Annotated in this window: 23 protein-coding genes and 1 pseudogene; 13 read left to right on the forward strand and 11 right to left on the reverse strand. The window is 71.6% G+C overall.

Features of this window, described 5'->3' with window-relative positions:
- Positions 1–18 precede the first annotated feature (18 nt).
- Together ACWY4P_RS30925 and ACWY4P_RS30930 are read left to right on the forward strand one after the other, a co-directional pair.
- Positions 19–783: an AzlC family ABC transporter permease gene (locus ACWY4P_RS30925; protein WP_456203742.1), complete on the forward strand. Its 765-nt coding sequence runs from the start codon at positions 19–21 to the stop codon at positions 781–783.
- A complete protein-coding gene (locus ACWY4P_RS30930) occupies positions 780–1,088 on the forward strand; it encodes an AzlD domain-containing protein (RefSeq protein ID WP_456203744.1) in 309 nt (102 codons plus the stop codon). The genes ACWY4P_RS30925 and ACWY4P_RS30930 overlap by 4 nt, the downstream gene beginning before the upstream one ends.
- 44 nt (positions 1,089–1,132) lie before the next feature.
- Here the strand turns inward: ACWY4P_RS30930 and ACWY4P_RS30935 are convergent, their stop codons facing one another.
- Positions 1,133–1,624 carry a hypothetical protein gene (locus ACWY4P_RS30935; RefSeq protein ID WP_456203746.1) on the reverse strand — a complete coding sequence of 164 codons (492 nt, stop codon included), beginning with the start codon at positions 1,622–1,624 and terminating at the stop codon, positions 1,133–1,135.
- Between the two features lie 274 nt (positions 1,625–1,898).
- On the opposite strand from ACWY4P_RS30935, the gene ACWY4P_RS30940 reads away from it, so the two are divergent.
- Positions 1,899–2,021, forward strand: coding sequence for a hypothetical protein (locus tag ACWY4P_RS30940; protein WP_456203747.1), 123 nt, complete (start codon positions 1,899–1,901; stop codon positions 2,019–2,021).
- A 257-nt stretch (positions 2,022–2,278) separates the two neighbouring features.
- Here the strand turns inward: ACWY4P_RS30940 and ACWY4P_RS30945 are convergent, their stop codons facing one another.
- The 3 genes and pseudogenes from ACWY4P_RS30945 to ACWY4P_RS30955 form a co-directional block, all read right to left on the reverse strand.
- A complete protein-coding gene (locus ACWY4P_RS30945) occupies positions 2,279–3,469 on the reverse strand; it encodes a CU044_5270 family protein (protein WP_456203749.1) in 1,191 nt (396 codons plus the stop codon).
- A 187-nt stretch (positions 3,470–3,656) separates the two neighbouring features.
- A pseudogene (locus tag ACWY4P_RS30950) lies at positions 3,657–3,755 on the reverse strand (RNA polymerase); the annotation flags it as partial.
- Positions 3,752–4,171 (reverse strand): RNA polymerase sigma factor, encoded by a 420-nt coding sequence (locus tag ACWY4P_RS30955; RefSeq protein WP_456203750.1) that lies wholly within the window; start codon positions 4,169–4,171, stop codon positions 3,752–3,754. The pseudogene ACWY4P_RS30950 and the gene ACWY4P_RS30955, both read right to left, overlap by 4 nt.
- Before the next feature lie 623 nt (positions 4,172–4,794).
- On the opposite strand from ACWY4P_RS30955, the gene ACWY4P_RS30960 reads away from it, so the two are divergent.
- Positions 4,795–4,929: a hypothetical protein gene (locus tag ACWY4P_RS30960; protein WP_456203751.1), complete on the forward strand. Its 135-nt coding sequence runs from the start codon at positions 4,795–4,797 to the stop codon at positions 4,927–4,929.
- 270 nt (positions 4,930–5,199) lie between these two features.
- Here the strand turns inward: ACWY4P_RS30960 and ACWY4P_RS30965 are convergent, their stop codons facing one another.
- Positions 5,200–5,931 (reverse strand): B3/B4 domain-containing protein, encoded by a 732-nt coding sequence (locus ACWY4P_RS30965; protein ID WP_456203752.1) that lies wholly within the window; start codon positions 5,929–5,931, stop codon positions 5,200–5,202.
- A 170-nt stretch (positions 5,932–6,101) separates the two neighbouring features.
- Between ACWY4P_RS30965 and ACWY4P_RS30970 the strand changes: the two genes are divergently transcribed.
- Positions 6,102–6,818, forward strand: coding sequence for an alpha/beta hydrolase family protein (locus ACWY4P_RS30970; RefSeq protein ID WP_456203754.1), 717 nt, complete (start codon positions 6,102–6,104; stop codon positions 6,816–6,818).
- Here the strand turns inward: ACWY4P_RS30970 and ACWY4P_RS30975 are convergent.
- Complete coding sequence (locus ACWY4P_RS30975; protein WP_456203755.1) at positions 6,793–6,933, reverse strand: SCO1431 family membrane protein; 141 nt, start codon at positions 6,931–6,933, stop codon at positions 6,793–6,795. The two genes, ACWY4P_RS30970 and ACWY4P_RS30975, sit on opposite strands and share 26 nt — an antisense overlap.
- A 160-nt stretch (positions 6,934–7,093) precedes the next feature.
- Between ACWY4P_RS30975 and ACWY4P_RS30980 the strand changes: the two genes are divergently transcribed.
- Positions 7,094–8,515: an amidase gene (locus ACWY4P_RS30980; RefSeq protein ID WP_456203756.1), complete on the forward strand. Its 1,422-nt coding sequence runs from the start codon at positions 7,094–7,096 to the stop codon at positions 8,513–8,515.
- Positions 8,516–8,566: 51 nt separating this feature from the next.
- On the opposite strand, the gene ACWY4P_RS30985 is transcribed toward ACWY4P_RS30980, so the two are convergent.
- On the reverse strand, positions 8,567–9,268 hold the full coding sequence (locus tag ACWY4P_RS30985; RefSeq protein ID WP_456203757.1) for a FadR/GntR family transcriptional regulator: 702 nt from the start codon (positions 9,266–9,268) through the stop codon (positions 8,567–8,569).
- Between the two features lie 144 nt (positions 9,269–9,412).
- Here ACWY4P_RS30985 and ACWY4P_RS30990 point away from each other — a divergent pair, with 144 nt between their 5' ends.
- From ACWY4P_RS30990 to ACWY4P_RS31005, 4 genes are all read left to right on the forward strand, one after another.
- Positions 9,413–9,928, forward strand: coding sequence for a gluconokinase (locus tag ACWY4P_RS30990; protein WP_456203758.1), 516 nt, complete (start codon positions 9,413–9,415; stop codon positions 9,926–9,928).
- A 94-nt stretch (positions 9,929–10,022) separates the two neighbouring features.
- Positions 10,023–11,420 (forward strand): GntT/GntP/DsdX family permease, encoded by a 1,398-nt coding sequence (locus ACWY4P_RS30995; protein WP_456203759.1) that lies wholly within the window; start codon positions 10,023–10,025, stop codon positions 11,418–11,420.
- Between the two features lie 38 nt (positions 11,421–11,458).
- Positions 11,459–12,247 (forward strand): SDR family oxidoreductase, encoded by a 789-nt coding sequence (locus ACWY4P_RS31000; RefSeq protein ID WP_456203761.1) that lies wholly within the window; start codon positions 11,459–11,461, stop codon positions 12,245–12,247.
- Positions 12,248–12,289: 42 nt separating this feature from the next.
- Positions 12,290–13,324: an L-idonate 5-dehydrogenase gene (locus tag ACWY4P_RS31005; RefSeq protein WP_456213114.1), complete on the forward strand. Its 1,035-nt coding sequence runs from the start codon at positions 12,290–12,292 to the stop codon at positions 13,322–13,324.
- A gap of 20 nt (positions 13,325–13,344) precedes the next feature.
- Here the strand turns inward: ACWY4P_RS31005 and ACWY4P_RS31010 are convergent, their stop codons facing one another.
- Together ACWY4P_RS31010 and ACWY4P_RS31015 are read right to left on the reverse strand one after the other, a co-directional pair.
- Positions 13,345–13,491, reverse strand: coding sequence for a hypothetical protein (locus ACWY4P_RS31010; protein WP_456203762.1), 147 nt, complete (start codon positions 13,489–13,491; stop codon positions 13,345–13,347).
- A gap of 187 nt (positions 13,492–13,678) precedes the next feature.
- Entirely contained in the window at positions 13,679–15,928 is a 2,250-nt protein-coding gene (locus ACWY4P_RS31015) for an MMPL family transporter (RefSeq protein ID WP_456203763.1), read from the reverse strand.
- Positions 15,929–16,226: 298 nt separating this feature from the next.
- On the opposite strand from ACWY4P_RS31015, the gene ACWY4P_RS31020 reads away from it, so the two are divergent.
- The 3 genes from ACWY4P_RS31020 to ACWY4P_RS31030 all read left to right on the forward strand — a co-directional run bounded on the left by ACWY4P_RS31020 (position 16,227) and on the right by ACWY4P_RS31030 (position 19,225).
- A complete protein-coding gene (locus ACWY4P_RS31020) occupies positions 16,227–16,757 on the forward strand; it encodes a hypothetical protein (protein ID WP_456203764.1) in 531 nt (176 codons plus the stop codon).
- A 106-nt stretch (positions 16,758–16,863) separates the two neighbouring features.
- Positions 16,864–17,754, forward strand: a complete 891-nt coding sequence (locus tag ACWY4P_RS31025) for a DUF4097 family beta strand repeat-containing protein (RefSeq protein ID WP_456203765.1) — start codon at positions 16,864–16,866, stop codon at positions 17,752–17,754.
- Positions 17,755–17,827: 73 nt separating this feature from the next.
- Positions 17,828–19,225, forward strand: a complete 1,398-nt coding sequence (locus ACWY4P_RS31030) for a CoA transferase (protein WP_456203767.1) — start codon at positions 17,828–17,830, stop codon at positions 19,223–19,225.
- A gap of 10 nt (positions 19,226–19,235) precedes the next feature.
- On the opposite strand, the gene ACWY4P_RS31035 is transcribed toward ACWY4P_RS31030, so the two are convergent.
- Positions 19,236–20,024 (reverse strand): ABC transporter permease, encoded by a 789-nt coding sequence (locus tag ACWY4P_RS31035; RefSeq protein WP_456203768.1) that lies wholly within the window; start codon positions 20,022–20,024, stop codon positions 19,236–19,238.
- Entirely contained in the window at positions 20,021–21,022 is a 1,002-nt protein-coding gene (locus ACWY4P_RS31040; RefSeq protein ID WP_456203769.1) for an ATP-binding cassette domain-containing protein, read from the reverse strand. The genes ACWY4P_RS31035 and ACWY4P_RS31040 overlap by 4 nt, the downstream gene beginning before the upstream one ends.
- Between the last annotated feature and the right edge of the window lie 88 nt (positions 21,023–21,110).

Genomic DNA, 21,110 nt, shown 5'->3' on the forward strand with positions numbered 1-21,110 from the left:
CTGTTCACTATATCGGCCATGCGTTCGTTGTGGAAAACGCCCCCGCTGGAACGCCGGCTGCTGCGCGATATCGCGATGGTGGGTGTCGCCATCGGCGTCGTGGGCGTGTCCTTCGGGGCGATCGCGGTCTCCCGTGGCGAACCGGCCTGGGTGCCGCTCACCATGTCGCTGACGGTGTTCGCCGCCGGGGCGCAGCTCGCCGCGCTGGACATCGCGCTGGGCGGCGGCGGAACGGCCGCCGCCGTGGCCGCCGGGCTCGTGCTCAACGCCCGCCTGCTGCTGTTCGGCCTGGCCGTCTCCGATGTGCTGGGCGGCGTGCGGTGGCCGGCCCGGCTGCTGGGCAGCCATGTGCTGGTCGACCAGTCGGCGGCGTTCGCCCTGGCGCAGCGCGACCCGGCGCGGCGCAGAGCCGCGTTCTTCGGCTGCGGCGCGCTGCTGTTCGTGATGTGGAACCTCGGCACCCTGCTGGGCGTGGTGGCCGGGCGGGCCATGGGGGATCCGGGCGCACTGGGCCTGGACGCGGCCGAGCCGCTGGTCCTGCTGGCCCTGGTGCTCCCGGCGCTGCACGAGCCGCGCACCCGCCGGGCCGCGCTGCTCGGCGCCGCGATCGCGGTGGCCTGCACGCCGTTTCTGCCGGGTGGGCTGCCCGTGCTGGTGGCCCTGCTGGGCGTGGTGGCCGCGGCGGGCGGTGGGTCCCGTGGCGCAGGCGGGTCCCGTGGTGCGGGCGGGACACATGACACTGGTGGGTCCCATGGCGCGCCGGGGGCGGAGGGCCGCACATGACTCCGCTGGCCATTCTGCTGCTGGCCGTCGGCACCTTCGGGCTCCGGCTGTGCGGCCCGCTGCTCTCGGACCGGATCGAGCTGGGCGACCGTGCCCGACGGCTGCTCTCCGTATCCGCGACCGTGCTCCTGTGCGCGCTGGTCGCCACCTCATCGCTCACCGCCGACCACGGCTTCGCCGGCTGGGCCCGGCCCGCGGGGGTCGTGGTGGGCGGGGCGCTGGCGGCCCGGCGGGCGCCGTTTCTCGTCGCGGTGGTGGCGGCAGCGGCGACCACCGGGGCGCTTCGGTGGCTCGGGGTGGACTGAGGCGGGACGAGGGGGTTAGCCCGTCGCGGCCGTGAAGTCGCTGCTCAGCAGGCCACAGGCAGCTTCTCGGCAGAGGCGGCGGATGCCGGAATGTCCCCCTTGGACCGGCAGTCGCGGCAGCGGGTGGGCTCCGCTGCGCGGAAGGGGCGTTCGCAGCCGTCGCAGGTCTGCCAGGGCAGGGGTACGGCCGGGGGTGGTGTGCGGGGCGTGGGAGCGGCGGAGTCGGGTACGGGGAGGGGCGGTTCGCTGAGGCGGAAGGCCAGGATGCGGGCCGGACGGGCGAGTAAGCGGTCCGGGAGGCGGGTGGTGAGCGCGCTGGTGATCTGCCTGGGCCCCACGCCTGCCGCGAGCCACTGCGCGACGGCGGGGGCGAGTTGGGCCACTTCGTGTCGGGAGAGGATCAGCCGTGGGTCGGCGATGCGCAGCGAGGCGAGGAGGGCGACGGCCTGTTCATCGGCCTCGGCGAGGGTGGGTTGCGGCGTCGGTGCCGGTGCCGGTGCGCGTACGGTTGTTGCGGCGAACGTAACCGCCTGCATCCCACACCCGCAAGCCGGTCACTCGTACGGGTGACGTGGAGGAAGGGTGGGTGGGTGGGGAGTTCTTTACCCAGGTTCTTTAGGGGAGTTGGTGGCTCGCCGGACCCCCGCGTACGAGGATCCGGCGGGTCGGGTTCAGAGGCGGTGGCCGGCCGGTCAGTCCAGTGAGCGTTGTGCAACATGAAGACGCTGGTGACGGGGCTGGTGTGGATCGGTGGTCAAGAGCTGCTGCAGGACATGTAACCAGCGTCCGTCTTCGGGTGGGGGAGTTGCGTTGCAGTCCGTAGGCGTACGCGACCTCGAGCTGCTGGACACGGCACGCGCCTGGGCGAAGGGATACCTGGACGAGCTCATCGACGCCCGCGAAGCGGCGTCGCGCGCCGGCCGTACCAGCTGATTCAGTAGCCCGGACGCCCCTGAGCGTCGGTGTGCCTGCACTTGAACTCTCGCCGACGTCCAGTGCACGCGTTGCTGCCTCACTCGCGGAATTTCACCCGGCGCCATGGCTGCGAATGCGCGACACCTCAACATGCGAGCTCGCCAGTCTCGAACGCATCCGGCGGCGTCGCGTCTTGCAGGGCCCGAGGCCAGGCGTTCGCCTGGCCCGGACAAGAACACGAACAAGGCGGTGACCAGGCCGGACAGCCTTCAGGGTCAGCTTCCGGTCGTCTCCGCAGGTTTCTCGTCCGTCCACTCGGTCTTCCTGACCACCTGCGAGAAGGCGATTGCACCTGGCTTGAAGCCGACGTAGTCCCCGGTGGGCTCGACCACCACCGTGTCGGCGGTGAGGCCACGGGACGTCGCCCGGTCGAAGATGATCCGGTGCTGAGCCGTTCCCCCGCCCCTGCCCTCCTTGTTGATGGTGACCGCTGTGCCCGTCCGGCCACTGACGTCGGTGACGTGGTCGAGTACGGTGATGCCGTCCAACTCGGCGAGCATCCGGAAGGCCGCGGCGCGGACGGCAGGCTTGACCGGAAGGTCGAGGATCAGTCCCTGGGCCGCATCGAACAAGAACTCCTCGCGGGACGCGCTCAGCCGCTTCGCCCGACCGGTGTAACCGGTGAGGAGGTCGGCCTTGAGCTTGTCCGGATCGGTAGGCAGGGCTTGCAGCTCAGACAAGTCGACCGCCCGACCGATCACGTACGGTTTGCCGGGGGCGCTGCCGGGGCGGGAGTTCCGCTCAACCTGGGCGTCGTCTGCCGGGGCGCCCAGGATCCGAAGCTTGTCACCCGCCTCGAACCCCACCGGGTGGTAGGGCACGCCCTCGTGAACGGGTACCGGGTTCGGCGATCCTGCCTGCTTCCATGCCGCCTCGGTTGCCGGAGCGTACGGGACAGGCTCGGCAGGCCCGTGCAACGTGCCGGTCTTCGTGTCCGACCAGTCCGTTGCGTGGTAGCCGCCGGCGACAGCGTACTTGTCGTCTCCGTTGCGCGCCGCGAACTGCTGCCACAGGTCGTAGTCGACCCGCCAGTAGCGGCCCTCGGCGGGCTCCCTGAGTGCCGTCTGAGCTGCGGCCAGCAGAACATGGCTGGCGGAGAGCCTGTCGGCCTGCGCGCGCGCTGTCCCCAAGTGCCAGTTGTAAGCCTGCTGGTGGCTGCCGGGTTCGGAGGCCGTGGCAACCACGACGACGGCGACGGCCGTGGCGGCGGCGAGCATGCCCCAGGCCGGGCGGACCAGCGAGCGGCGACGCGCAGCCGGAACAGCGGTTGTCCCTGTGGTTTCGAGCATTGCCCGCTGCAACTCGGCCGTCCGGGTCCCCGGAGCCACCGGCCGGTCGGGATCCAAGTGAGCGGGGCGCGCGTCGGCCAAACGCTGCATCACATCGTGGTTCATCGAGCGCTTCAACGGACTTCCTCTCCTGCGATCCGGACATGGGGGCGGTGTGTAGTCGGAGTGGTCCCGAAGACCCAGCCGTTTCGCCCGTCGAGGTCCCGTCCCGGGCCTCGTTCACTACGTTGTCGAGAGCCCGTACGAGCCGCTTGCGGGCCCGGTGGAGGCGCACCCGCAGCGTGGTCGGAGCACAGCCGAGGACGTGCGCGGCGTCGCGCTGGTCGAGACCCTGCCAAGCGGTCAGAATCAGCAGGTCGCGGTCGTCCTCGTGGAGGGTGGCCAGGGCATGCAGCAGCGTCATGCGCTCCGTGACGAGGACGGCGACGTCCTCCTCAGCCGGGTCCGTCCAACCGGGTGGCAGAGGGTGGCGGACGACTGCCACCGCCTGTTCGCGCGGGTGCTTTCGCGCAGCACGTTGCGGGCGACGCCAAGCAGCCAGGGCAGCGGCGGCTCCGGGACGTCGCGGATCCGTCGCCATGCCACGGCGAACGTCTCGCTGACCGCCTCGTCGGCGGCCTGTTGTCCGGCGCGTGCGGCAGCGTAGGCCCATACACGCTGTCGGCATGCGTCGTACATGGCAGTGAAGCGGTCTGCGTCGTCAGGCTTCTCATCCATCGGCCACCGCCGGTACCTCCCGTAAGCCTCGGTGAAAGTGCTGTTGTGAGGTAGTGGCGCCGACCCGCAGATTGTTTCGGCCCGGCATGAGGAAAACACCATCCACGCTGAACCGGCTCGCCCAGCGGCTTCTCGACATGGCCGGCGGTAACGGCGTCTCCCACACGACGGTGCGTCGCTGGGTGCTGGAGGTGATCGAACTGCTCGCCGCCCGCGCCGAGCGGCTGGAGCGTGCGGGGCCGCCTGGTGTGGATCTCGGCCGCCCGCCCGGGCCGGTCCTCGGAGATCACCACTGCCCGCCACGACAAGAGCCGCCTGTAGGCCCGTCACGCCACCCCGCTCCTGCGGGTTCTGCTCGTACTGACGAACATCGAGATCGCCCGCTGACGGACGATCTTCACCGCAGACACCCGCCCCCGACCAGCACGAGCACTCTCCACGGCGACCACACCAGGCCCGCGACCAGCAACTTCAGGATGAACAATCTTCAGTCCCCCCACCCCCTCTTAGAAATACGCTTGATGTAGTACTTGATGTAGAGCAAGCATTTTTTTGAGAGGGGGTGGGGGGAGAGCCCCACCGTTGGGCGGGACAGCGACGATGCCTCCGGCGCCCCTCCCTTCCCGCTGCTGGCCGCTTTGCGCCAAAGGCGCGAGACGATACCGGCTCTCGGCGACCGGACCATGCCGCGGTCGAGGAACTTCGCCGCCGTGGTGGCGAGGCGGATGGGGAACGAGGACCGAGCAGCGGACTACCTCAGCCAGTCGCACGCCACCGGCGCGCGGATGGGCCAGGAGTACCGGGCGCGCGGGACGCTCTTCGGCCCTGTGTCCGCGACCACTCAGGCCGTCGGCATCTAAGGGGCGTAGCGGTCGGCCCCGGAGTGGGGGGCAGACATCAGGCGCTGCCCTCGGTCATCGTCCAGAAGGTCGGAAAAGCCTCCACGTCGTCACCGCCCGCCGCGCGATCGTGGCCGTCCTCGCCGGGGAGAAGAGCGACGCCTACTCATTGGGGCAGGCATGGCCGCCATGCAGGGCGACGCTGCCGCCGCCGTCCGGCACCAGCCGCTTGGCGATGGCGAGGCCAGGTGGCTCGGGGCGGACTGGCGGGACGGGGCGAGACGGGGGCTGTCAGCCCGTGACCGACTGCGGCGAGCCCGTGACCAGCCGCGAGTGGATCCGTACGCCCGGGCAGCCCTCCTTCAGGGCCGCGGTGAGCGCGTCCCCGGCGGCCGTCAGGGCGGTGTCGTCCATGGGGCCGAGGGCGTCGAGGACGAACATGGCGCGGGTGGTGGCGTGGGTCAGCCGGGTGCGGGTGCACTGGCGCCAGTTCCAGCGGCGGCAGGTGACGCCCGCGTCGTCGCGCCAGACCACCTCGCCGGGTGTGGGGTGCTCCACGACGGACTCGCCGCCGGCCGTGGTCTCGAAGGTCTCGTCGCCGTCGGCGCGGACCAGGCGCGCCGGTCCGGCGTAGTGGTCGAGGTCCTCGCCGCCGAGCGGCAGGACATGGGCGACGGAGATCGCGTTGTAGATGTCGGTGAGCCGGTCCACCCGGGGCAGCCCGGCCGCCACCCGCCGCAGCAGCGCCTCCGCGCTGGGCCGTGTGCGCTGCGGCTTCGACCCGAAGGCGCGGAACGCCTCGCGCCACGCGGCGATGTGCGGGTGCTCCTCCACGGCCCCGTCGCCCAGCAGCTCGCGCGCCGTGGACTCCGCGGCCGCGAGCATGCCCTCGCTGAAGTCGTCGCTGGGGCCGGGGCGCAGCCCCTCGGCGGTGATCAGGAGCGCGCGGTAGTCGGGGCGCAGCGCGAGGACGGCGGGGTCGATGGTCGCCGAGTCGAGCCATTCCGCCGCGTCGAGTGTCACGGTTCGCGTCTCCCTGCGTAGTTCACTATCTATGACGATTGAGTACAGCGTACTGGACGGAAGAGGGTGTCGCAGGACTCGCGTCCCGGGGCAAGGTGCACTCAGCTCCACCCGAGGACGGCGGGCTCCCCACATGGTGGCGAGCGGCCCGACGCGGAATCCTTTAACACATGACGACATACACCACCGGCCGTGGGCCGCACCGCAGCGAACCGACCGCCTCCGCCCCGCTCGCCGCCCCCGCCTCAGCGGGCATCGCGGCGCCGACCGGCCCGTACCCCGTCGGCATGATCTCCCTGCCCCTGGTCGACCGCGACCGGCCCGAGTCCGGGGTGCGGTCCAAGCCGTTCCGCGAGCTGACGGTCGACGTCCGCTACCCGGCCCGCGAGGTCGAGCGGTACGAGCGGACCCCGGGGACCTTCGTCCACGAGGACGCCCCGCCCGCGCTGGACCCCAGCGGCCCGCGCCCGGTGGTGCTCCACTCGCCCGGCGTCGGAGAGGCGTATGCGCCCAGCCCGCTCGCCGAGGAGCTGGCCTCGCACGGCTATGTGGTCGTGACCATCGTCCACGACGACGCGCGGGTGGATGGGTTCCCGTACGACCGGGTGGCGGACGTCCGGTTCGTGCTCGACCAGCTCGTTTCGCTCGCCCCTGGTGTACTTGACCTGTCCAGGATCGGGCTGTTCGGCCGGTCCGCGGGCTGCCTTGCGGGCCTGGAGGCCGGGTACGACGACCCGAGGATCAAGGCGGTCGCCGATCTGGACGGAAACCTGGCGGCGGTTTGGAGCGACGACCGGCGTGCGCCCCTCGTCGCGTTCTTCGACCGCCGGCTGCGCGGTCGGCAGGAGGAGGCCTTCGCGGCTACAGCAGTCCGAGCTGGACGGTGAGCATCGCGATGACAACGGTCAGAACCCAGCCGAGGATGGTTTCCAGCGACCCGTCGTCGGACGGTCCGCCGGTCCGGAGCCGGAAACGGGTGCGGCGTGCCGCGATGTCGGTCATGCGGGTGTCCTTCTCACTCAGCGATGATTCGGCATGAGGCAGCCGTCACCCCGCCCAGGGTGCGCAGACGCGTCCCGTGAGGTAAAGCGGGAGTGGCCGAACTCACGAGCACCGGTTCCTGCCCGCCGGGCGCGGGCGAAGCGAGTCGAGGAGGTCCGCCGTGACCAGCGTCATTCCGAAAGGCTTGAGCGAGCAGGTCCGCGCGCTGGCCGGCGGTGAGGTGTCCTCCCGTGCGCTGGTCGAGCGGGCGCTGGACCGTATCGCCGGGACACAGGGCACGCTCAACGCCTTCCGGCGGGTACGCGGCGAGGCCGCGCTCCGCGAGGCCGAGGAGGCCGACCGGCTGCTGGCGGCCGGGCGACGGCTGCCGCTGCTGGGGGTGCCGGTCGCGGTCAAGGACGACACGGACGTGGCGGGCGAGCCGACCGCCTTCGGGTGCTGCGGGGATTTCCCGCCCAAGACCGAGGACTCCGAGGTGGTGCGGCGGCTGCGGGCGGCCGGTGCCGTCGTCGTGGGCAAGACGAACACACCCGAGCTGGGGCAGTGGCCGTTCACGGAGGGGCCCGCCTTCGGCGAGACACGCAACCCATGGAACCAGCGCTACACCCCGGGCGGTTCCTCCGGCGGAGCCGCGGCCGCCGTGGCCGCGGGCCTGGTGCCCGCCGCGCTCGGCTCGGACGGGGCGGGTTCGGTCCGTATCCCGGCCGCCTGGACGCACCTGATCGGCATCAAGCCGCAGCGCGGCCGGATCTCCACCTGGCCGTACGCCGAGGCGTTCAACGGCATCACCTGCAACGGCCCCCTCGCCCGTACGGTCGAGGACGCCGCCCTGCTGCTGCACGCGGCGAGCGGCAACCGCCCGGGCGACCTGCACCAGCCGCCGCCCGTGGACGTGGTCTCCGCCGTGCGCCGCGACCCGGGGCGGCTGCGCGTCGCGCTGTCCCTGAAGCCCCCTTTCACCGGCACGCCCAAGCAGCTCGACCCGGTCGTCCGGGCCGCCGTCCTACGGCTCGCCGAGCGGCTGACGGCCCTGGGCCACGAGGTCGTGGAGGCCGAGCCGCGCTACGGGGTCGGGGTCGGCCTGTCGTTCGTGCCGCGGGCGATGGTGGGCCTGTGGGAGTGGTCCGCGAACGTCCCGGACCGGGCCCTGCTGGACGTACGCACGCTCACCGCCGTCCGGCACGGCAGGCTCCTGGGCGGCCGGCCGCTGCGCCTGGCCCGGGCCGCCGAAGAGCCGCTGCGCCGCAGGGTCGGGGAGATCTTCTCGCGCGACGGCTTCGGCTTTGACGTGGTGCTCTCCCCGACGACCGCGACGCCGCCGCTGCGGATCGGGGCCCTGGCCGAGCTGAACGGCTGGCACACCGACCGGGCGATGATCGCGGCCTGCCCGTACGCCTGGCCGTGGAACGTCCTGGGGTGGCCGGCCGTGAACGTACCGGCCGGATTCGCCGGCGAGGACGGCACGCTGCCGCTGGGCGCCCAGCTCCTCGGCCCCGCCGACAGCGAGCCGCGGCTGATCTCGCTCGCCGCGCAGCTGGAGGCCGACCAGCGGTGGTACGAGCACTGGCCGACCGGGGTGTAGCTCTCGCCCCCGCGCCGTTCAGAGCGTCTTTTGCGTGTCTTTGGCGCGCCCTTACGGCGCCAGGATGTCCAGCTCCCGCAGCGCGCCGACCGTGATCTCCCGTGTGCACGCCTCGGCCCGTACCGCGTCCCGCGCGCGTACGGCCTCGGCGACCCGTACGTGCAGGGTGACGGCCTCCGGGTCCGGGTCGCTGAACATCACCTGGTGCTCGGTGCGCCCCGTCAGCACCTCCGCGACCACGTCGCCGAGCCGCGCGAACATCTCGTTGCCGGAGGCCTTGAGGATCACCCGGTGGAACGCGATGTCGTGGATCAGATAGGCCGACAGCTGCTGGCCGCGTGAGGTGGCCACCATGTTGAGGGCGTGTCCGGTGAGTTCGGCGCACTGCTCGGGGGTGGCGTGCTCGGCGGCCAGCGCCGCCGCGGCCGGTTCGATCGCCGAGCGCAGCGCGGTCAGCGAGCGCAGCTGGCGCGGCCGGTCGGAGCCCGCCAGCCGCCAGCGGATGATCTGCGGGTCGAAGACGTCCCACTCCTCGGCCGGGCGCACCGTGACCCCCACCCGGCGGCGGGACTCCACCAGGTGCATGGATTCCAGGACGCGCACCACCTCGCGTACGACGGTGCGGGAGACGTCGAAGCGCTTCTCGAGCTCGTCCGTGCGCAAAACGGTGCCTGGCGGGTAGTCGCCTGCTGTGATCGCGGGCCCGAGGGATGCCAGCACGCGTGCGTGCAGTCCCCGCCCCTGGATGTCCATGGGCTCAGCCTACGTGCCCATCCGTATCTCAAATAAGTATGACTTTTAAGTCACAGACTCTTGAATACGTCGTACCTGTGGGGTTGAGTGTGCCGCGGCGCCGAAGTCGAAGAAGACAGCGCCGGAGAAGACAGCGAGGTATCGATGCAGACCCCCCAGGTTGTCGTCGTCATGGGAGTGTCCGGCACGGGCAAGACCACGGTCGGCGAGCAGCTGGCCGCCGAGCTCGGCGTTCCGTACGCCGAGGCCGACGACTTCCACCCCCCGGCCAACATCGCCAAGATGTCGGCCGGCACCCCGCTCGACGACGACGACCGCCGGCCCTGGCTGGACGCCATCGGCGCCTGGGCCCGCGAACACACTGCGGGCGGCGGAGTGGTCAGCTGCTCCGCGCTCAAGCGCGCCTACCGCGACCGGCTCCGCGCCGCCGCCCCCGACGTCTTCTTCCTCCACCTCACCGGCGACCGCGATCAGATCGCCGAGCGGCTGGCGGCCCGCAAGGGCCACTTCTTCAAGCTCGGTCTGCTCGACTCGCAGCTGGCCACCCTCGAACCGCTGCAACCGGACGAGAACGGCGTCGCGGTGGACATCACCCCGAATCCCGGAACCCTCGCGGAGCAGGCCGTCGCCGCACTGCGGCGGTCCGAAGCGCGGCGGTAACGCCCCGTCCCGCCCCCTGTCCCGTCCTCCCGACCCGTTCCCCGGCGTAGCCGGATAAACAAACGTACGGCCAAGACACCTTAAGGAAGCCTCCGTGACCGGTCTCAGCGTCGAGATCCTGGCAGCGGACACCGCCGACCCGATCACGTCGGCCGGTCACGCCCAGCTGGGAATCGCCGTCCTTGTCGGCATCGCCGTCATCGTCCTGCTCATCACCAAGTTCAAGCTGCACGCCTTTCTGTCGCTGACCATCGGCTCCCTGGCCCTCGGCGCCGTCGCCGGCGCGCCGCTGGACAAGGCGATCGCCAGCTTCACGGCCGGGCTCGGCAGCACGGTCGCGGGCGTCGGCGTGCTGATCGCGCTCGGCGCGATACTCGGCAAGCTCCTCGCCGATTCCGGCGGCGCCGACGAGATCGTCGACACGATCCTCGCCAAGGCGAACGACCGCACCATGCCGTGGGCGATGGCGCTGATCGCGGGCATCATCGGGCTGCCGCTCTTCTTCGAGGTCGGCATGGTGCTGCTGATCCCGGTGGTGCTGCTGGTCGCCAAGCGCGGCAACTACTCGCTGATGCGCATCGGCATCCCGGCCCTCGCCGGCCTGTCCGTCATGCACGGCCTGGTGCCGCCGCACCCCGGCCCGCTCGCCGCGATCGACGCGGTCAAGGCCAACCTGGGCGTCACCCTGGCGCTCGGCGTGCTGGTCGCGCTGCCCACCGTCGTGATCGCCGGGCCGCTCTTCTCGCGCGTCGCCGCCCGCTGGGTGGACGTCACCCCGCCCGACCGGCTGATCCCGGCCCGTCCCTCGGAGGAGCTGGAGCGCCGCCCCGGGTTCGGGGTCACCGTGGCCACGGTGCTGCTGCCCGTCGTCCTGATGCTCGGCAAGGCGCTCGTCGACATCGTCGTGGACGACCCGGCCAACGGCGTCCAGCGGGTCGCGGACGTCGTCGGCTCGCCGCTGATCGCGCTGCTGGCGGCCGTCATCGTCGGGATGTTCACGCTCGGCCGGGCGGCGGGCTTCGCCAAGGGCCGGCTGGCGTCCACCGTCGAGACCTCGCTCGCCCCCATCGCCGGAATCCTGCTGATCGTCGGCGCGGGCGGCGGCTTCAAGCAGACGCTGATCGACATCGGCGTCGGCAACATGATCATGGACTTCTCCAAGGACTGGAACGTCTCGGCGCTGCTGCTGGCCTGGCTGATCGCGGTGGGCATCCGGCTGGCGACCGGCTCGGCGACCGTGGCCACGATCTCCGCCGCCGGTCTCATGGGCCCGCTCGCGGCCGATATGAGCACCACGCACACCGCGCTGCTCGTCCTCGCCATCGGCGCCGGGTCGCTGTTCTTCAGCCATGTCAACGACGCCGGATTCTGGCTGGTGAAGGAGTACTTCGGGATGAGCGTCGGCCAGACCGTACGGACCTGGTCGGTGATGGAGACCATCATCTCCGTCGTCTCGCTCGGCTTCGTCATGCTGCTTTCACTGGTCATCTAGCGATCCGGTCATCCAGCGATCTGGGGGAACACACACCCATGACGACACATCCGCTCTTCGACATCGCGGGCCGCACCGCCCTCGTCACCGGCTCCAGCCGGGGCATCGGCCACGCGCTCGCCCGGGGCCTGCTGGAGGCGGGCTGCACGGTGGTCCTCAACGGCCGTGACCCGGAACGGCTCAAGGCCGCGGCGGCCGAACTCGCCGACTCCGTGGAGGCGACGGGGAACACCGCCACCGTCCACACCGCCGCCTTCGACGTCACCGACGGACCCTCCGTCGCCGCCGGGGTCGCCGAGGTGGAGGAGCGGGTCGGCCCGCTCGACATCCTGGTCAACAACGCGGGCATGCAGAACCGCGCCCCGCTGCTGGAGTTCACCGACGCCGACTGGCATCAGATCGTGGACACCAACCTCACCAGCGCCTTCCTGGTGGGCCGCGAGGTCGCCCGGCGGATGACCGAGCGCGGACACGGAAAGATCGTCAACATCTGTTCGCTCCAGAGCGAGGTGGTGCGCCCCGGCATCGCCCCCTACGCGGCGACCAAGGGCGCGCTGAAGATGCTCACCAAGGGCATGTGCGCCGACTGGGGCCCGTACGGAATCCAGGTCAACGGGCTGGGCCCCGGCTATATCGAGACGGAGCTGACCCAGCCGCTCGTCGAGGACGAGAAGTTCAGCGCCTGGGTGCGCGGACGGACCCCGGCGGGCCGCTGGGGGCGGACCGAGGATCTGGTCGGCGCGCTGCTGTATCTCGCTTCCCCCGCGGCGGACTTCGTGAGCGGGCAGGTTCTGTACGTAGACGGCGGCATGACGAGCGTGCTCTGAGCACGGAGACGTGAGAAACACGGAGAGGCGTGGGTGGAGGACATGGTGCTGGGCTGTGTGATTCATGGGCAGGGCGATCTGCGGGTCGACGGACTCCCCGAGCCGACTCCGGCTCCCGGGCAGGCCGTCGTCGCGATCCGCTACGGCGGCATCTGCGGATCCGATCTGCACTACCACCGCCACGGCGGGGTCGGCGACTTCCGCCTGAGCGAGCCGATGGTGCTGGGCCACGAGGTCGTCGGCACGGTCGTCGGATACGGCGAGGGCGCCAGCGGGCCCGCGCCCGGCACGCCCGTCGCCGTCCATCCGGCCACGCCCTGCGGGGTGTGCCCCGAGTGCGCGGACGGCCGGGCCAACGTCTGCCGCGACACCCGCTACCTGGGCAGCGCCGCGCGGACCCCGCACGTCCAGGGCGGCTTCGCGGCCCGTATCGCCGTCCCGGCGGCGCAGCTGCGGGCCCTGCCCGAGGGGCTCGACCTGCGCCGCGCCGCGCTCGCGGAGCCGCTCGCGGTCGGCCTGCACGCGGTACGGCGAGCCGGTGACCTCAAGGGCCGTCGTGTGCTGGTCACGGGCGCCGGGCCGATCGGCTGTCTGGTCGTGGCCGCGGCGCGCGCGGCGGGCGCCGCGGAGATCACGGTGACCGATCTGCTGCCGCGCGCCCTGGAGTTCGCGGCCGCGGCCGGGGCCACCGCGTGCGTACGGGCCGATGACCCGGCCGACCCGAACTGGCCGGACGACGAGGTGGACGTCGCGATCGAGGCCTCCGGTGTGGCGGCCGGCCTCGACACCTGTCTGCGCCGGCTCCGGCGCGGCGGCGTCGTCGTACAGCTGGGCATGCTGCCGCCCGGGCAGAGCCCGATCGCGGGGAACCTGCTGGTCAGCCGGGAGATCGAGGTCCGCGGGGCGTTCCGCTTCCACGCGGAGTTCGACGACGCCCTGCGACTGCTGGCGGCCGAGCCGTCCCTGGAGTCGCTGATCAGCGCGGTCCGGCCGGTACGGGACTCGGCCGACGCCTTCGCCCTGGCCGCCGACCGCAGCCGCTCCTGCAAGGTGCTGCTGGAGTTCGGGGAGGAGTAGGGGGCGGACATGCAGGCCGACTACCGTCCGGCGGGGGCGGCGTGGTCGCCCAATCCGGCCAGGTAGTCCCGGAGCCCGGCTTCCTCGCCCGCCGCTTCCGAGCCATCCGCCGCGAGGCCGACGTAGCCGTCGGGGCGGACGAGGAAGGTTCCGAAATCCGCGCACACGGCCGCATGATCTCTTCCATGCGCCGTACATGGCTGGTTCGGCGAACACGTTGTGCCATGGCCCCGGCCCACCGGGGCCAATAGCCCCGGCGGTCCCGGGCTGCGGCGGCGCGGCCTACGCGGTCGCCGCACGCGGCAGGCCCAGCGGCGCCGAGCCGCTGGGCCTGACCACAGTCAAACCGGGGCGTCAGTCGACCAGTTCAGGTTCGCGGCGCGGAGGCGCCACCCGCCCGGCCGGGGCCGTGCGGGAGAGCTTCTCGCCCTCGACGTCGAGGTTGGGAAGCAGCCGGTCGAGCCGGCGCGGCAGCCACCAGGCGTGCTTGCCGAGCAGGGCGAACAGGGCGGGGACGATCGTCATGCGGACGATGAAGGCGTCGAAGAGCACCGCGGCCGCGAGGCCGAATCCGATCATCTTGACGAAGTCGTTGTCCTCCACGATGAAGCCGGAGAACACGCTGATCATGATGGCGGCGGCCGCGGCGACCACCCGGCCGCTGTAGCGGAACCCGGTGACGACGGCCTCGGCGGGCCGCGCCCCGTGGACGTACGCCTCCCGCATGCGGGTCACCAGGAACACCTCGTAGTCCATGGCGAGGCCGAAGACCACCCCGATCATGAAGATCGGCATCGTGCTCATGATCGGGCTCGGCTGGTCGACGCCGAAGACATCGGCGAGCCAGCCCCACTGGAAGACCGCGACGACGGCGCCGAGCGCGGCGGTCACCGAGAGCAGGAAGCCGAGCGCGGCCTTGAGCGGTACGAGGACCGAGCGGAAGACCACCATCAGGAGCAGGAACGCCAGGCCCACGACCAGGCAGAGATAGGGAAGCAGCGCGTCGTCGAGGGTCTTGGAGAAGTCGATGAACATCGCGGTCTGGCCGGTGACCAGGACCTCGGCGCCGGTGTCGGCCTGGAAGCCGTCGGCCAGGGAGCGCAGGTGGCGCACCAGGTCCTCGGTCGCGCCGTCGGTGGGGCCGGTGGCCGGGACGACGCTCAGGATCGCGGTGTCGCCGGCCTCGTTGGGCGTGGCCGGGGTGACGGTGGCGACGCCGTCCTGCTCGGCGAGTCGTCTGCCGACGGTGTCGGCCGCGACGGCCGCGTCCTGGCCCTCCACGGTGATCATCAGCGGCCCGTTGAACCCGGCGCCGAAGGACTCCGAGAGCATGTCGTAGGCCTTGCGCTGGGTGGTGTCGGGGGCCATGGTGCCCTCGCCGGGCAGACCGAGCTCCAGACTGGCGGCGGGCACGGCGACCGCGCCGAGGCCGACGACGGCCAGCAGCAGTACGGCGACGGGGTGGCGCAGGACGTAACCGGCCCAGCGGGAGCCGAGGTTGGGCTTGCGCCGGGCGTCCTTCTCGGCGTGCTCGGCGGCCTTGCGCTGCTGGCGGGCGTTGAGCGGCTTGCTGGAGAACCGCTTGCGGTCCCGGCGGCGAAGGACCTTGACCGGCGCGAAGCCGAGCAGCGCGGGCACGAAGGTGAGGGCGACGAGTACGGCGACGGCGACGGTGCCCGCGGCGGCCAGGCCCATCTTGGTGAGCATCGGGATGTTCACCACGGCCAGGCCCGCGAGGGCCACGATGACGGTGAGCCCGGCGAAGACGACCGCGGAGCCCGCGGTGCCGACCGCCCGCCCCGCGGCGTCGGCGCGGTCGCGGCCCTCGGTGAGTTCGGCGCGGTAGCGGGAGACGATGAACAGGGCGTAGTCGATGCCGACGGCGAGGCCGAGCATCATCGCCAGGGTCGACGTGGTGCCGGACAGTCCGAGGGCGGCGCCGAGCGCCGTGATCGCGGAGATGCCGATACCGACGCCGATGAGGGCTGTGAGCAGCGGCATCCCGGCGGCGACCACCGAGCCGAACGTGAGGACCAGGACCACGGCGGAGACCAGGATGCCGATCTTCTCGCCGGTGCCGCCCATCGCGGCGTCGATCTTCACGGCGTCGCCGCCGGCCTCCGCGGTCAGGCCGCTGTCGCGGGCCTTGGCCAGTGCGTCGTCGAGCGCGTCGTGCGCCTTGTCGCCGACCTCGGTGGCGGGGACCTTGTAGGTGGCGATGGCGTAGGCGGTGGAGCCGTCCTTGCTCACCGCCTTCGTCGTGAACGGGTCGCTCACCGAGGCCACCTGCGGGGACTTCTTCAACTGCGCGACCAGCGCCGCGACGTGGGCCTTCGGTGCGGGGGCGGAGATCTTCCCGCCCTCGGGCGCACGGACCACGACCCGGGCGCTCGCACCGTCGGCGCTCGCGTCCGGGAACTTCTTCTCCAGCAGGTCGAAGGCCTTCTGCGACTCCGTACCGGGCATCGAGAAGGTGTCGGCGGGCGGCGCCGGGGCGGAGGAGGCGGCGAAGCCCGCACCGCAGAAGATCACCACCCACAGCAGCGCTATCAGCCATCGCCGCCGGAAGGCGAGACGGCCCAGCTTGTAGAGGAAGGTAGCCATGGCTGGGAACTCCTGTCGGTGGGCGGGAAAGGTCGAAAACGCACAGGGCCGAGCGGGGTGCGGCAGCGGGACGCGGAGCGGCCTCAGCGATAACGCCAGACCGGCAGTGCGGTGGCGTCAGATCCGTCGCTCGAGTGGTGCCATAGTGGCATCACCGAAGACCTACCGCAAGCCACCTCGTCGCCAGTGCGGCGCCACGACACGCTAGTCGGGGGAGGAAGTCCCAGGTCAAAGCCGCGTGCGCACAAAGAAGCCAATCCGGCTCGCAATAGCGCCATCGATGTGCCATGATGGCGTCATGAACCTCACGCCCTACGTCGACAGCCTCCGGCAGGAGCTGGCCGCCGCCGCGGACGCCGGCGGCGACGACGCCCGCGCCCTCGCCGAGCGGCTCACCGCCCCCCTGGAGTCCGCCGCCCGCCTGACCCTCCTCAACGCACTGTCCGCCGCCATGGGCGAGGTCACGCGGGAGCTGGCGCCGGGCTCGGTCGACGTGCGACTGCGCGGACTCGACCCGGAGTTCGTGGTGACGGCGCCGCCCGCCCCCGAGCCGTTCCAGGAGGCGCAGGAGCCGGATTCGGCCCCCGCCGCGCCCGCGCCGCCACCGCCGCCCGCGGTCGCCGACGACGGCGCCATGGCGCGGATCAACTTCCGCCTCCCCGCCCACCTCAAGGCCCGCGCCGAGGACGCCGCGGCGGCGGAGGGCCTGTCGGTCAACGCCTGGCTGGTGCGGGCCGTGTCCACCGCCCTCGACGGCGGGGAGCGCGCGAGCCAGGCGGGCCGCGGCAAGAACTCGGGCAGCCGGGGCTTCACCGGCTGGGTCCGCTAGGGCCGCCCACCCCACTTTCACCGGCGGATCGCCGATCCCGCCGACGTCAGTCATCACCCGCCTCACCAGCGGGATCGCCCACCCAAGCCAAAAGGACGGAACGGCCATGCCTGCTTTCGAGACCCCCGAACCGATCTCCGTCACCCTCGAGTTGGAGGCCGGCACCGCCCGCATCACCGCGGGCAAGCGCACCGACACGGTCGTGGAGGTGCTGCCGAGCAACGGATCCGACGACAACGACGTACGCGCCGTGCAGCAGACCCAGGTCACCTGCTCGGGCGGCCGCCTCACGGTCAGGACACCCAAGAAGCGGACCCTGTTCGGCAAGCCGGGCGCCATCGAGGTGAGCGTCGAACTGCCCGCCGGATCCGATGTCCGGGGCACCACGGGCATGGGCAGCTTCTACTGCGAAGGCCGCTTCGGGGAGGTCACGCTCAAGACCTCGCTCGGCGACCTCCAGGTCGACGAGGCGGCCGGCGCCAGCCTCAAGACCGACCTCGGCGACATCCGCCTGGCCCGCTCGGCCGGGGACGTCGAAGTTCTCGGCGCGGGCCGGATCGAGGTCGGCACGGTCGCCGGCTCGGCGACCGTCAAGAACGGCCTCGGCGCGATCGAGGTCGGCGAGGTCACCGGCGGTCTGAAGACCAGCGCGGCCAACGGCGCCATTTCCGTCGGCATCGCGCACGACAGTGTCAGCGCCAAGGCCGCCAACGGCCGGATCGAGGTCGGCGTCGCCCACGCCGGGGTCGACGCGAAGTCCTCCAACGGCGGCATCCGTGTCGGCGACGTCACCCGCGGCCGTATCGACCTGCACACCTCCGTCGGCGAACTCGAAGTGGGCATCCACGAGGGCACCGCCGCCTGGCTCGACCTGAACACCAAGTACGGCACGGTACGCAATTCGCTCGGCTCTTCCGCCGGCCCCGCCGAGTCCGACGAGACCGTCGAGGTGCACGCCCGGACCGCGGCCGGCGACATCATCATCCGCCGCGCCTGACAGCGTGCGCCTGAGTGGGACAGCTCACGGTTGGCGGCCGTGTCTTATTGTCCGTGCCGAGCACAATGAATGTATGACCCAGCGAATCGACGCGGCCACCGCTCACGTGTGGGCGACCCTCGGAGGCGCGGCGCAACTGACCGAGAGAGTGTCGTACGCCCCGGCCGACGAGGTGCTGCCCTCCCGCCTGCCCGTACGGGAGCTCGCCCGCGCCACCGTGGGAGCGTGCTCCCTCGCCGCCGCCGAACTCGGAGCGCGGCGGTCCGGGGAAGCGGTTCCCGCCGTACGGGTGGCGGAGGCCGCGGTCGCCACGGCGTTCGTCAGCGAGCGGCATCTGCGGATCGACGGCCGGAAGCCGACGAACTTCGCGCCGCTGTCCGGTTTCTGGCGCGCGGCCGACGGCTGGGTGCGCACCCACGCCAACTACCCCCACCACCGCACCCGCCTCCTGGCCGCCCTCGGCATCGCCGACCAGGAGCGGGACGAGGCCGCCCTCGCCAAGCGCCTCGCCGAGGAGCTGGCGGCCCGCCCGGCTCACTGGATCCAGGAGACGGTCTACGCGGCGGGCGGCCTGGCCGTAGCCGTGGCGCCGCCGGTCGCACCACCGGCGGAGGCCGTCACCGAGTCGGCGCTGGTCGAGTCCCGGCGGGTCGGAGACGCCGCCCCCCGCCCCTTGCCGCCCGCGCCCCTCCCCGCGAGCGGCGTACGGGTCCTCGACCTGACCCGGGTCATCGCCGGGCCGGTGGCCACCCGCACCCTGGCCCTGCTCGGCGCGGACGTACTGCGCATCGACTCCCCGCACCTCCCGGAGGACCCCGACGCCCACGCCGACACCGGCTTCGGCAAGCGGTCCACCCGGCTGGACCTCGGCGACCCCCGGGACCGGCAGACCTTCGAAGAGCTCCTCTCCCGCGCCGACGTCGTGGTCACCGGCTACCGCCCGGGCGCCCTCGACCGCTTCGGCCTCGGCCCGGACGCCCTGCTGGAACGCCGCCCGGGACTCGTCGTCGCCCAGGTGTCGGCCTGGGGCTGGTCCGGCCCCTGGGCCGACCGGCGCGGCTTCGACAGCCTCGTCCAGGCCGCGAGCGGCATCGCGACCCTCGAAGCCACCCCCGACGGCGACCCCGGCGTACTGCCCGCGCAGGCCCTGGACCACGGCACGGGCTATCTGCTCGCCGCGGCGGTCCTGCGCGCCCTGAACGAACGCCAAGAGAGCGGCGGCGGACGCCACCTGCGCCTCTCCCTCACCGCGACGGCCTCCTGGCTGATGCACGGCATCACCCCCGCCACCGCCCAGAACACCCCGGCAGCCCCCGCCGCCCCGTACGACCCCCACCCCTGGCTGACCGAGCGGCCCGCCCCGTACGGCCATCTGCGCTACGCCCTTCCACCCCTCGGCTACGACAACGCCCCCCGCGACTGGGCCCACCCGCCCACCTTCTGGGGCACCGACCGCCCGGCCTGGGCCTGACTGTGCCCGGCTATTTCGGGTCGCGGTTGAACACTGCCTTGGACCAGTGGTAGCCGAGCACGGTCAGGCCCAGGCACCAGGCGATGGTGATCCAGCCGTTGTTGCCGATCTCGGTGCCGAGGAGCAGGCCGCGCAGGGTTTCGATGGCGGGGGTGAAGGGCTGGTATTCGGCGATGGGCTGGAACCAGCGGGGCATCGCGTCGACCGGGACGAAGGTGCTGGAGATGAGGGGGAGGAAGATCAGTGGCATGGCGTTGTTGCTGGCGGCCTCGGGGTTGGGGCTGGACAGGCCCATTCCGACGGCGATCCAGGTGAGTGCCAGGGCGAAGAGCGCGATCAGCCCGAATGCCGCGATCCATTCCAGGGGTGTGGCGTTGGTGGAGCGGAAGCCGATGGCCAGGGCGACGGCGCCGACGAGGATGATGCTCATGATCGACTGGAGGACGCTGCCGATGACGTGTCCGATGAGTATGGATCCGCGGTGGATGGCCATGGTGCGGAAGCGGGCGATGATGCCTTCGGTCATGTCCATGGAGACGGATACGGCGGTGCCGATGGTGGTGCTGCCGATGGTCATCAGCAGGAGGCCGGGGACGAGGTAGGCGAGGTACTGGGAGCGGTCGGCGCCGCCGCTCATGCCGGCGCTCATGGTGTCGCCGAAGATGTAGACGAAGAGCAGCAGGAGTATGACGGGTGTGAGCAGCAGGTTGAGGGTCATGGAGGGGTAGCGCCGGGCGTGCAGGAGGTTGCGGCGCAGCATGGTGTTCGAGTCGCGTAGGGCGAGGGAGAGGGCGTTCATCGGGCTGTCTCCTTGGGCTGGTTGGGCTGGTTGGTGTTGCTGGTGAGGGCGAAGAACACGTCGTCGAGGTCGGGGGTGTGGACGGTGAGTTCGTCGGCTTCGATGCCGGTGGAGTCCAGCCGGTCGAGGATGGAGCGCAGTTCGCGTTGGCTGCCGTCGCTGGGGATCTGGAGTGCGAGTGCTTCGTCGTTGCGGGTGGCCTCGTGCAGGGCGTCGGCGGCGGAGTGGTAGGTGGCCGGGTTGGTGAAGCGGAGTCGGATGTGTCCGCCGGGGATGAGTCGTTTGAGTTCGTCGGCGGTGCCTTCGGCGGCGATTTTGCCGTTGTTGAGGAGGGCGATGCGGTCGGCGAGTTGGTCGGCTTCGTTGAGGTATTGGGTGGTGAGGAAGACGGTGACGCCGTCGGAGACCAGTTCGCGGATGATCTGCCACATGTTGTGGCGGGAGCGGGGGTCGAGGCCGGTGGTGGGTTCGTCGAGGAAGATGATGCGGGGGTTGCCGACCAGGGTCATGGCGATGTCGAGGCGGCGTTTCATGCCGCCGGAGTAGGTGGAGGCGGGTTTCTTCGCGGCTTCGGTGAGGTCGAAGCGCTCCAGCAGTCCGGCGGCGACTCGACGTCCTTCGCGCTGGGGGAGGTGGTGCAGGTCGGCCATGAGGAGCATGTTCTCCTCGCCGGTGATCAGGCCGTCGACGGCGGAGAACTGCCCGGTGACACCGATCGCCGCACGCACCTTGTGTGGTGATGTGGTGATGTCGTGGCCTGCGACCTGGGCTTGTCCGCTGTCGGCGGTGATGAGTGTGGACAGGATGTTCACGGCGGTGGTTTTGCCGGCGCCGTTCGGGCCGAGCAGCGCGAACACCGTGCCGGCTGGGATGTGCAGGTCGATGCCGTCCAGGACGGTCTTATCGCCGTACGACTTGCGCAGATCGGCGGTGGAGACGGCGGCGGGCGACGCGTGACCGTCGGCACGCATAGACGTGGGCATGACAAATGAAGCCATGGAGCTCTCCCTTTCGAAGGGTGAAGTAATAGGGGTGGTAGGTGAGTTACCGAACCGCGGGCCGCCTCCGCCGCCCGGCCGGACGGCC

The sequence above is a fragment of the Streptomyces sp. LZ34 genome (assembly GCF_053890475.1).

Excerpts from the sequence above, each read along its gene's own strand:
- ACWY4P_RS30925 (WP_456203742.1), top strand. The coding sequence starts at position 19 with ATGCGTTCGTTGTGGAAAACGCCCCCGCTGGAACGCCGGCTGCTGCGC.
- ACWY4P_RS30930 (WP_456203744.1), top strand. The coding sequence starts at position 780 with ATGACTCCGCTGGCCATTCTGCTGCTGGCCGTCGGCACCTTCGGGCTC.
- ACWY4P_RS30935 (WP_456203746.1), bottom strand. The coding sequence starts at position 1,624 with ATGCAGGCGGTTACGTTCGCCGCAACAACCGTACGCGCACCGGCACCG.
- ACWY4P_RS30955 (WP_456203750.1), bottom strand. The coding sequence starts at position 4,171 with ATGGTGTTTTCCTCATGCCGGGCCGAAACAATCTGCGGGTCGGCGCCA.
- ACWY4P_RS30960 (WP_456203751.1), top strand. The coding sequence starts at position 4,795 with ATGGGGAACGAGGACCGAGCAGCGGACTACCTCAGCCAGTCGCACGCC.
- ACWY4P_RS30970 (WP_456203754.1), top strand. The coding sequence starts at position 6,102 with ATGACGACATACACCACCGGCCGTGGGCCGCACCGCAGCGAACCGACC.
- ACWY4P_RS30975 (WP_456203755.1), bottom strand. The coding sequence starts at position 6,933 with ATGACCGACATCGCGGCACGCCGCACCCGTTTCCGGCTCCGGACCGGC.
- ACWY4P_RS30985 (WP_456203757.1), bottom strand. The coding sequence starts at position 9,268 with ATGGACATCCAGGGGCGGGGACTGCACGCACGCGTGCTGGCATCCCTC.
- ACWY4P_RS30990 (WP_456203758.1), top strand. The coding sequence starts at position 9,413 with ATGCAGACCCCCCAGGTTGTCGTCGTCATGGGAGTGTCCGGCACGGGC.
- ACWY4P_RS31000 (WP_456203761.1), top strand. The coding sequence starts at position 11,459 with ATGACGACACATCCGCTCTTCGACATCGCGGGCCGCACCGCCCTCGTC.
- ACWY4P_RS31005 (WP_456213114.1), top strand. The coding sequence starts at position 12,290 with ATGGTGCTGGGCTGTGTGATTCATGGGCAGGGCGATCTGCGGGTCGAC.
- ACWY4P_RS31015 (WP_456203763.1), bottom strand. The coding sequence starts at position 15,928 with ATGGCTACCTTCCTCTACAAGCTGGGCCGTCTCGCCTTCCGGCGGCGA.
- ACWY4P_RS31020 (WP_456203764.1), top strand. The coding sequence starts at position 16,227 with ATGAACCTCACGCCCTACGTCGACAGCCTCCGGCAGGAGCTGGCCGCC.
- ACWY4P_RS31025 (WP_456203765.1), top strand. The coding sequence starts at position 16,864 with ATGCCTGCTTTCGAGACCCCCGAACCGATCTCCGTCACCCTCGAGTTG.
- ACWY4P_RS31030 (WP_456203767.1), top strand. The coding sequence starts at position 17,828 with ATGACCCAGCGAATCGACGCGGCCACCGCTCACGTGTGGGCGACCCTC.
- ACWY4P_RS31035 (WP_456203768.1), bottom strand. The coding sequence starts at position 20,024 with ATGAACGCCCTCTCCCTCGCCCTACGCGACTCGAACACCATGCTGCGC.
- ACWY4P_RS31040 (WP_456203769.1), bottom strand. The coding sequence starts at position 21,022 with ATGGCTTCATTTGTCATGCCCACGTCTATGCGTGCCGACGGTCACGCG.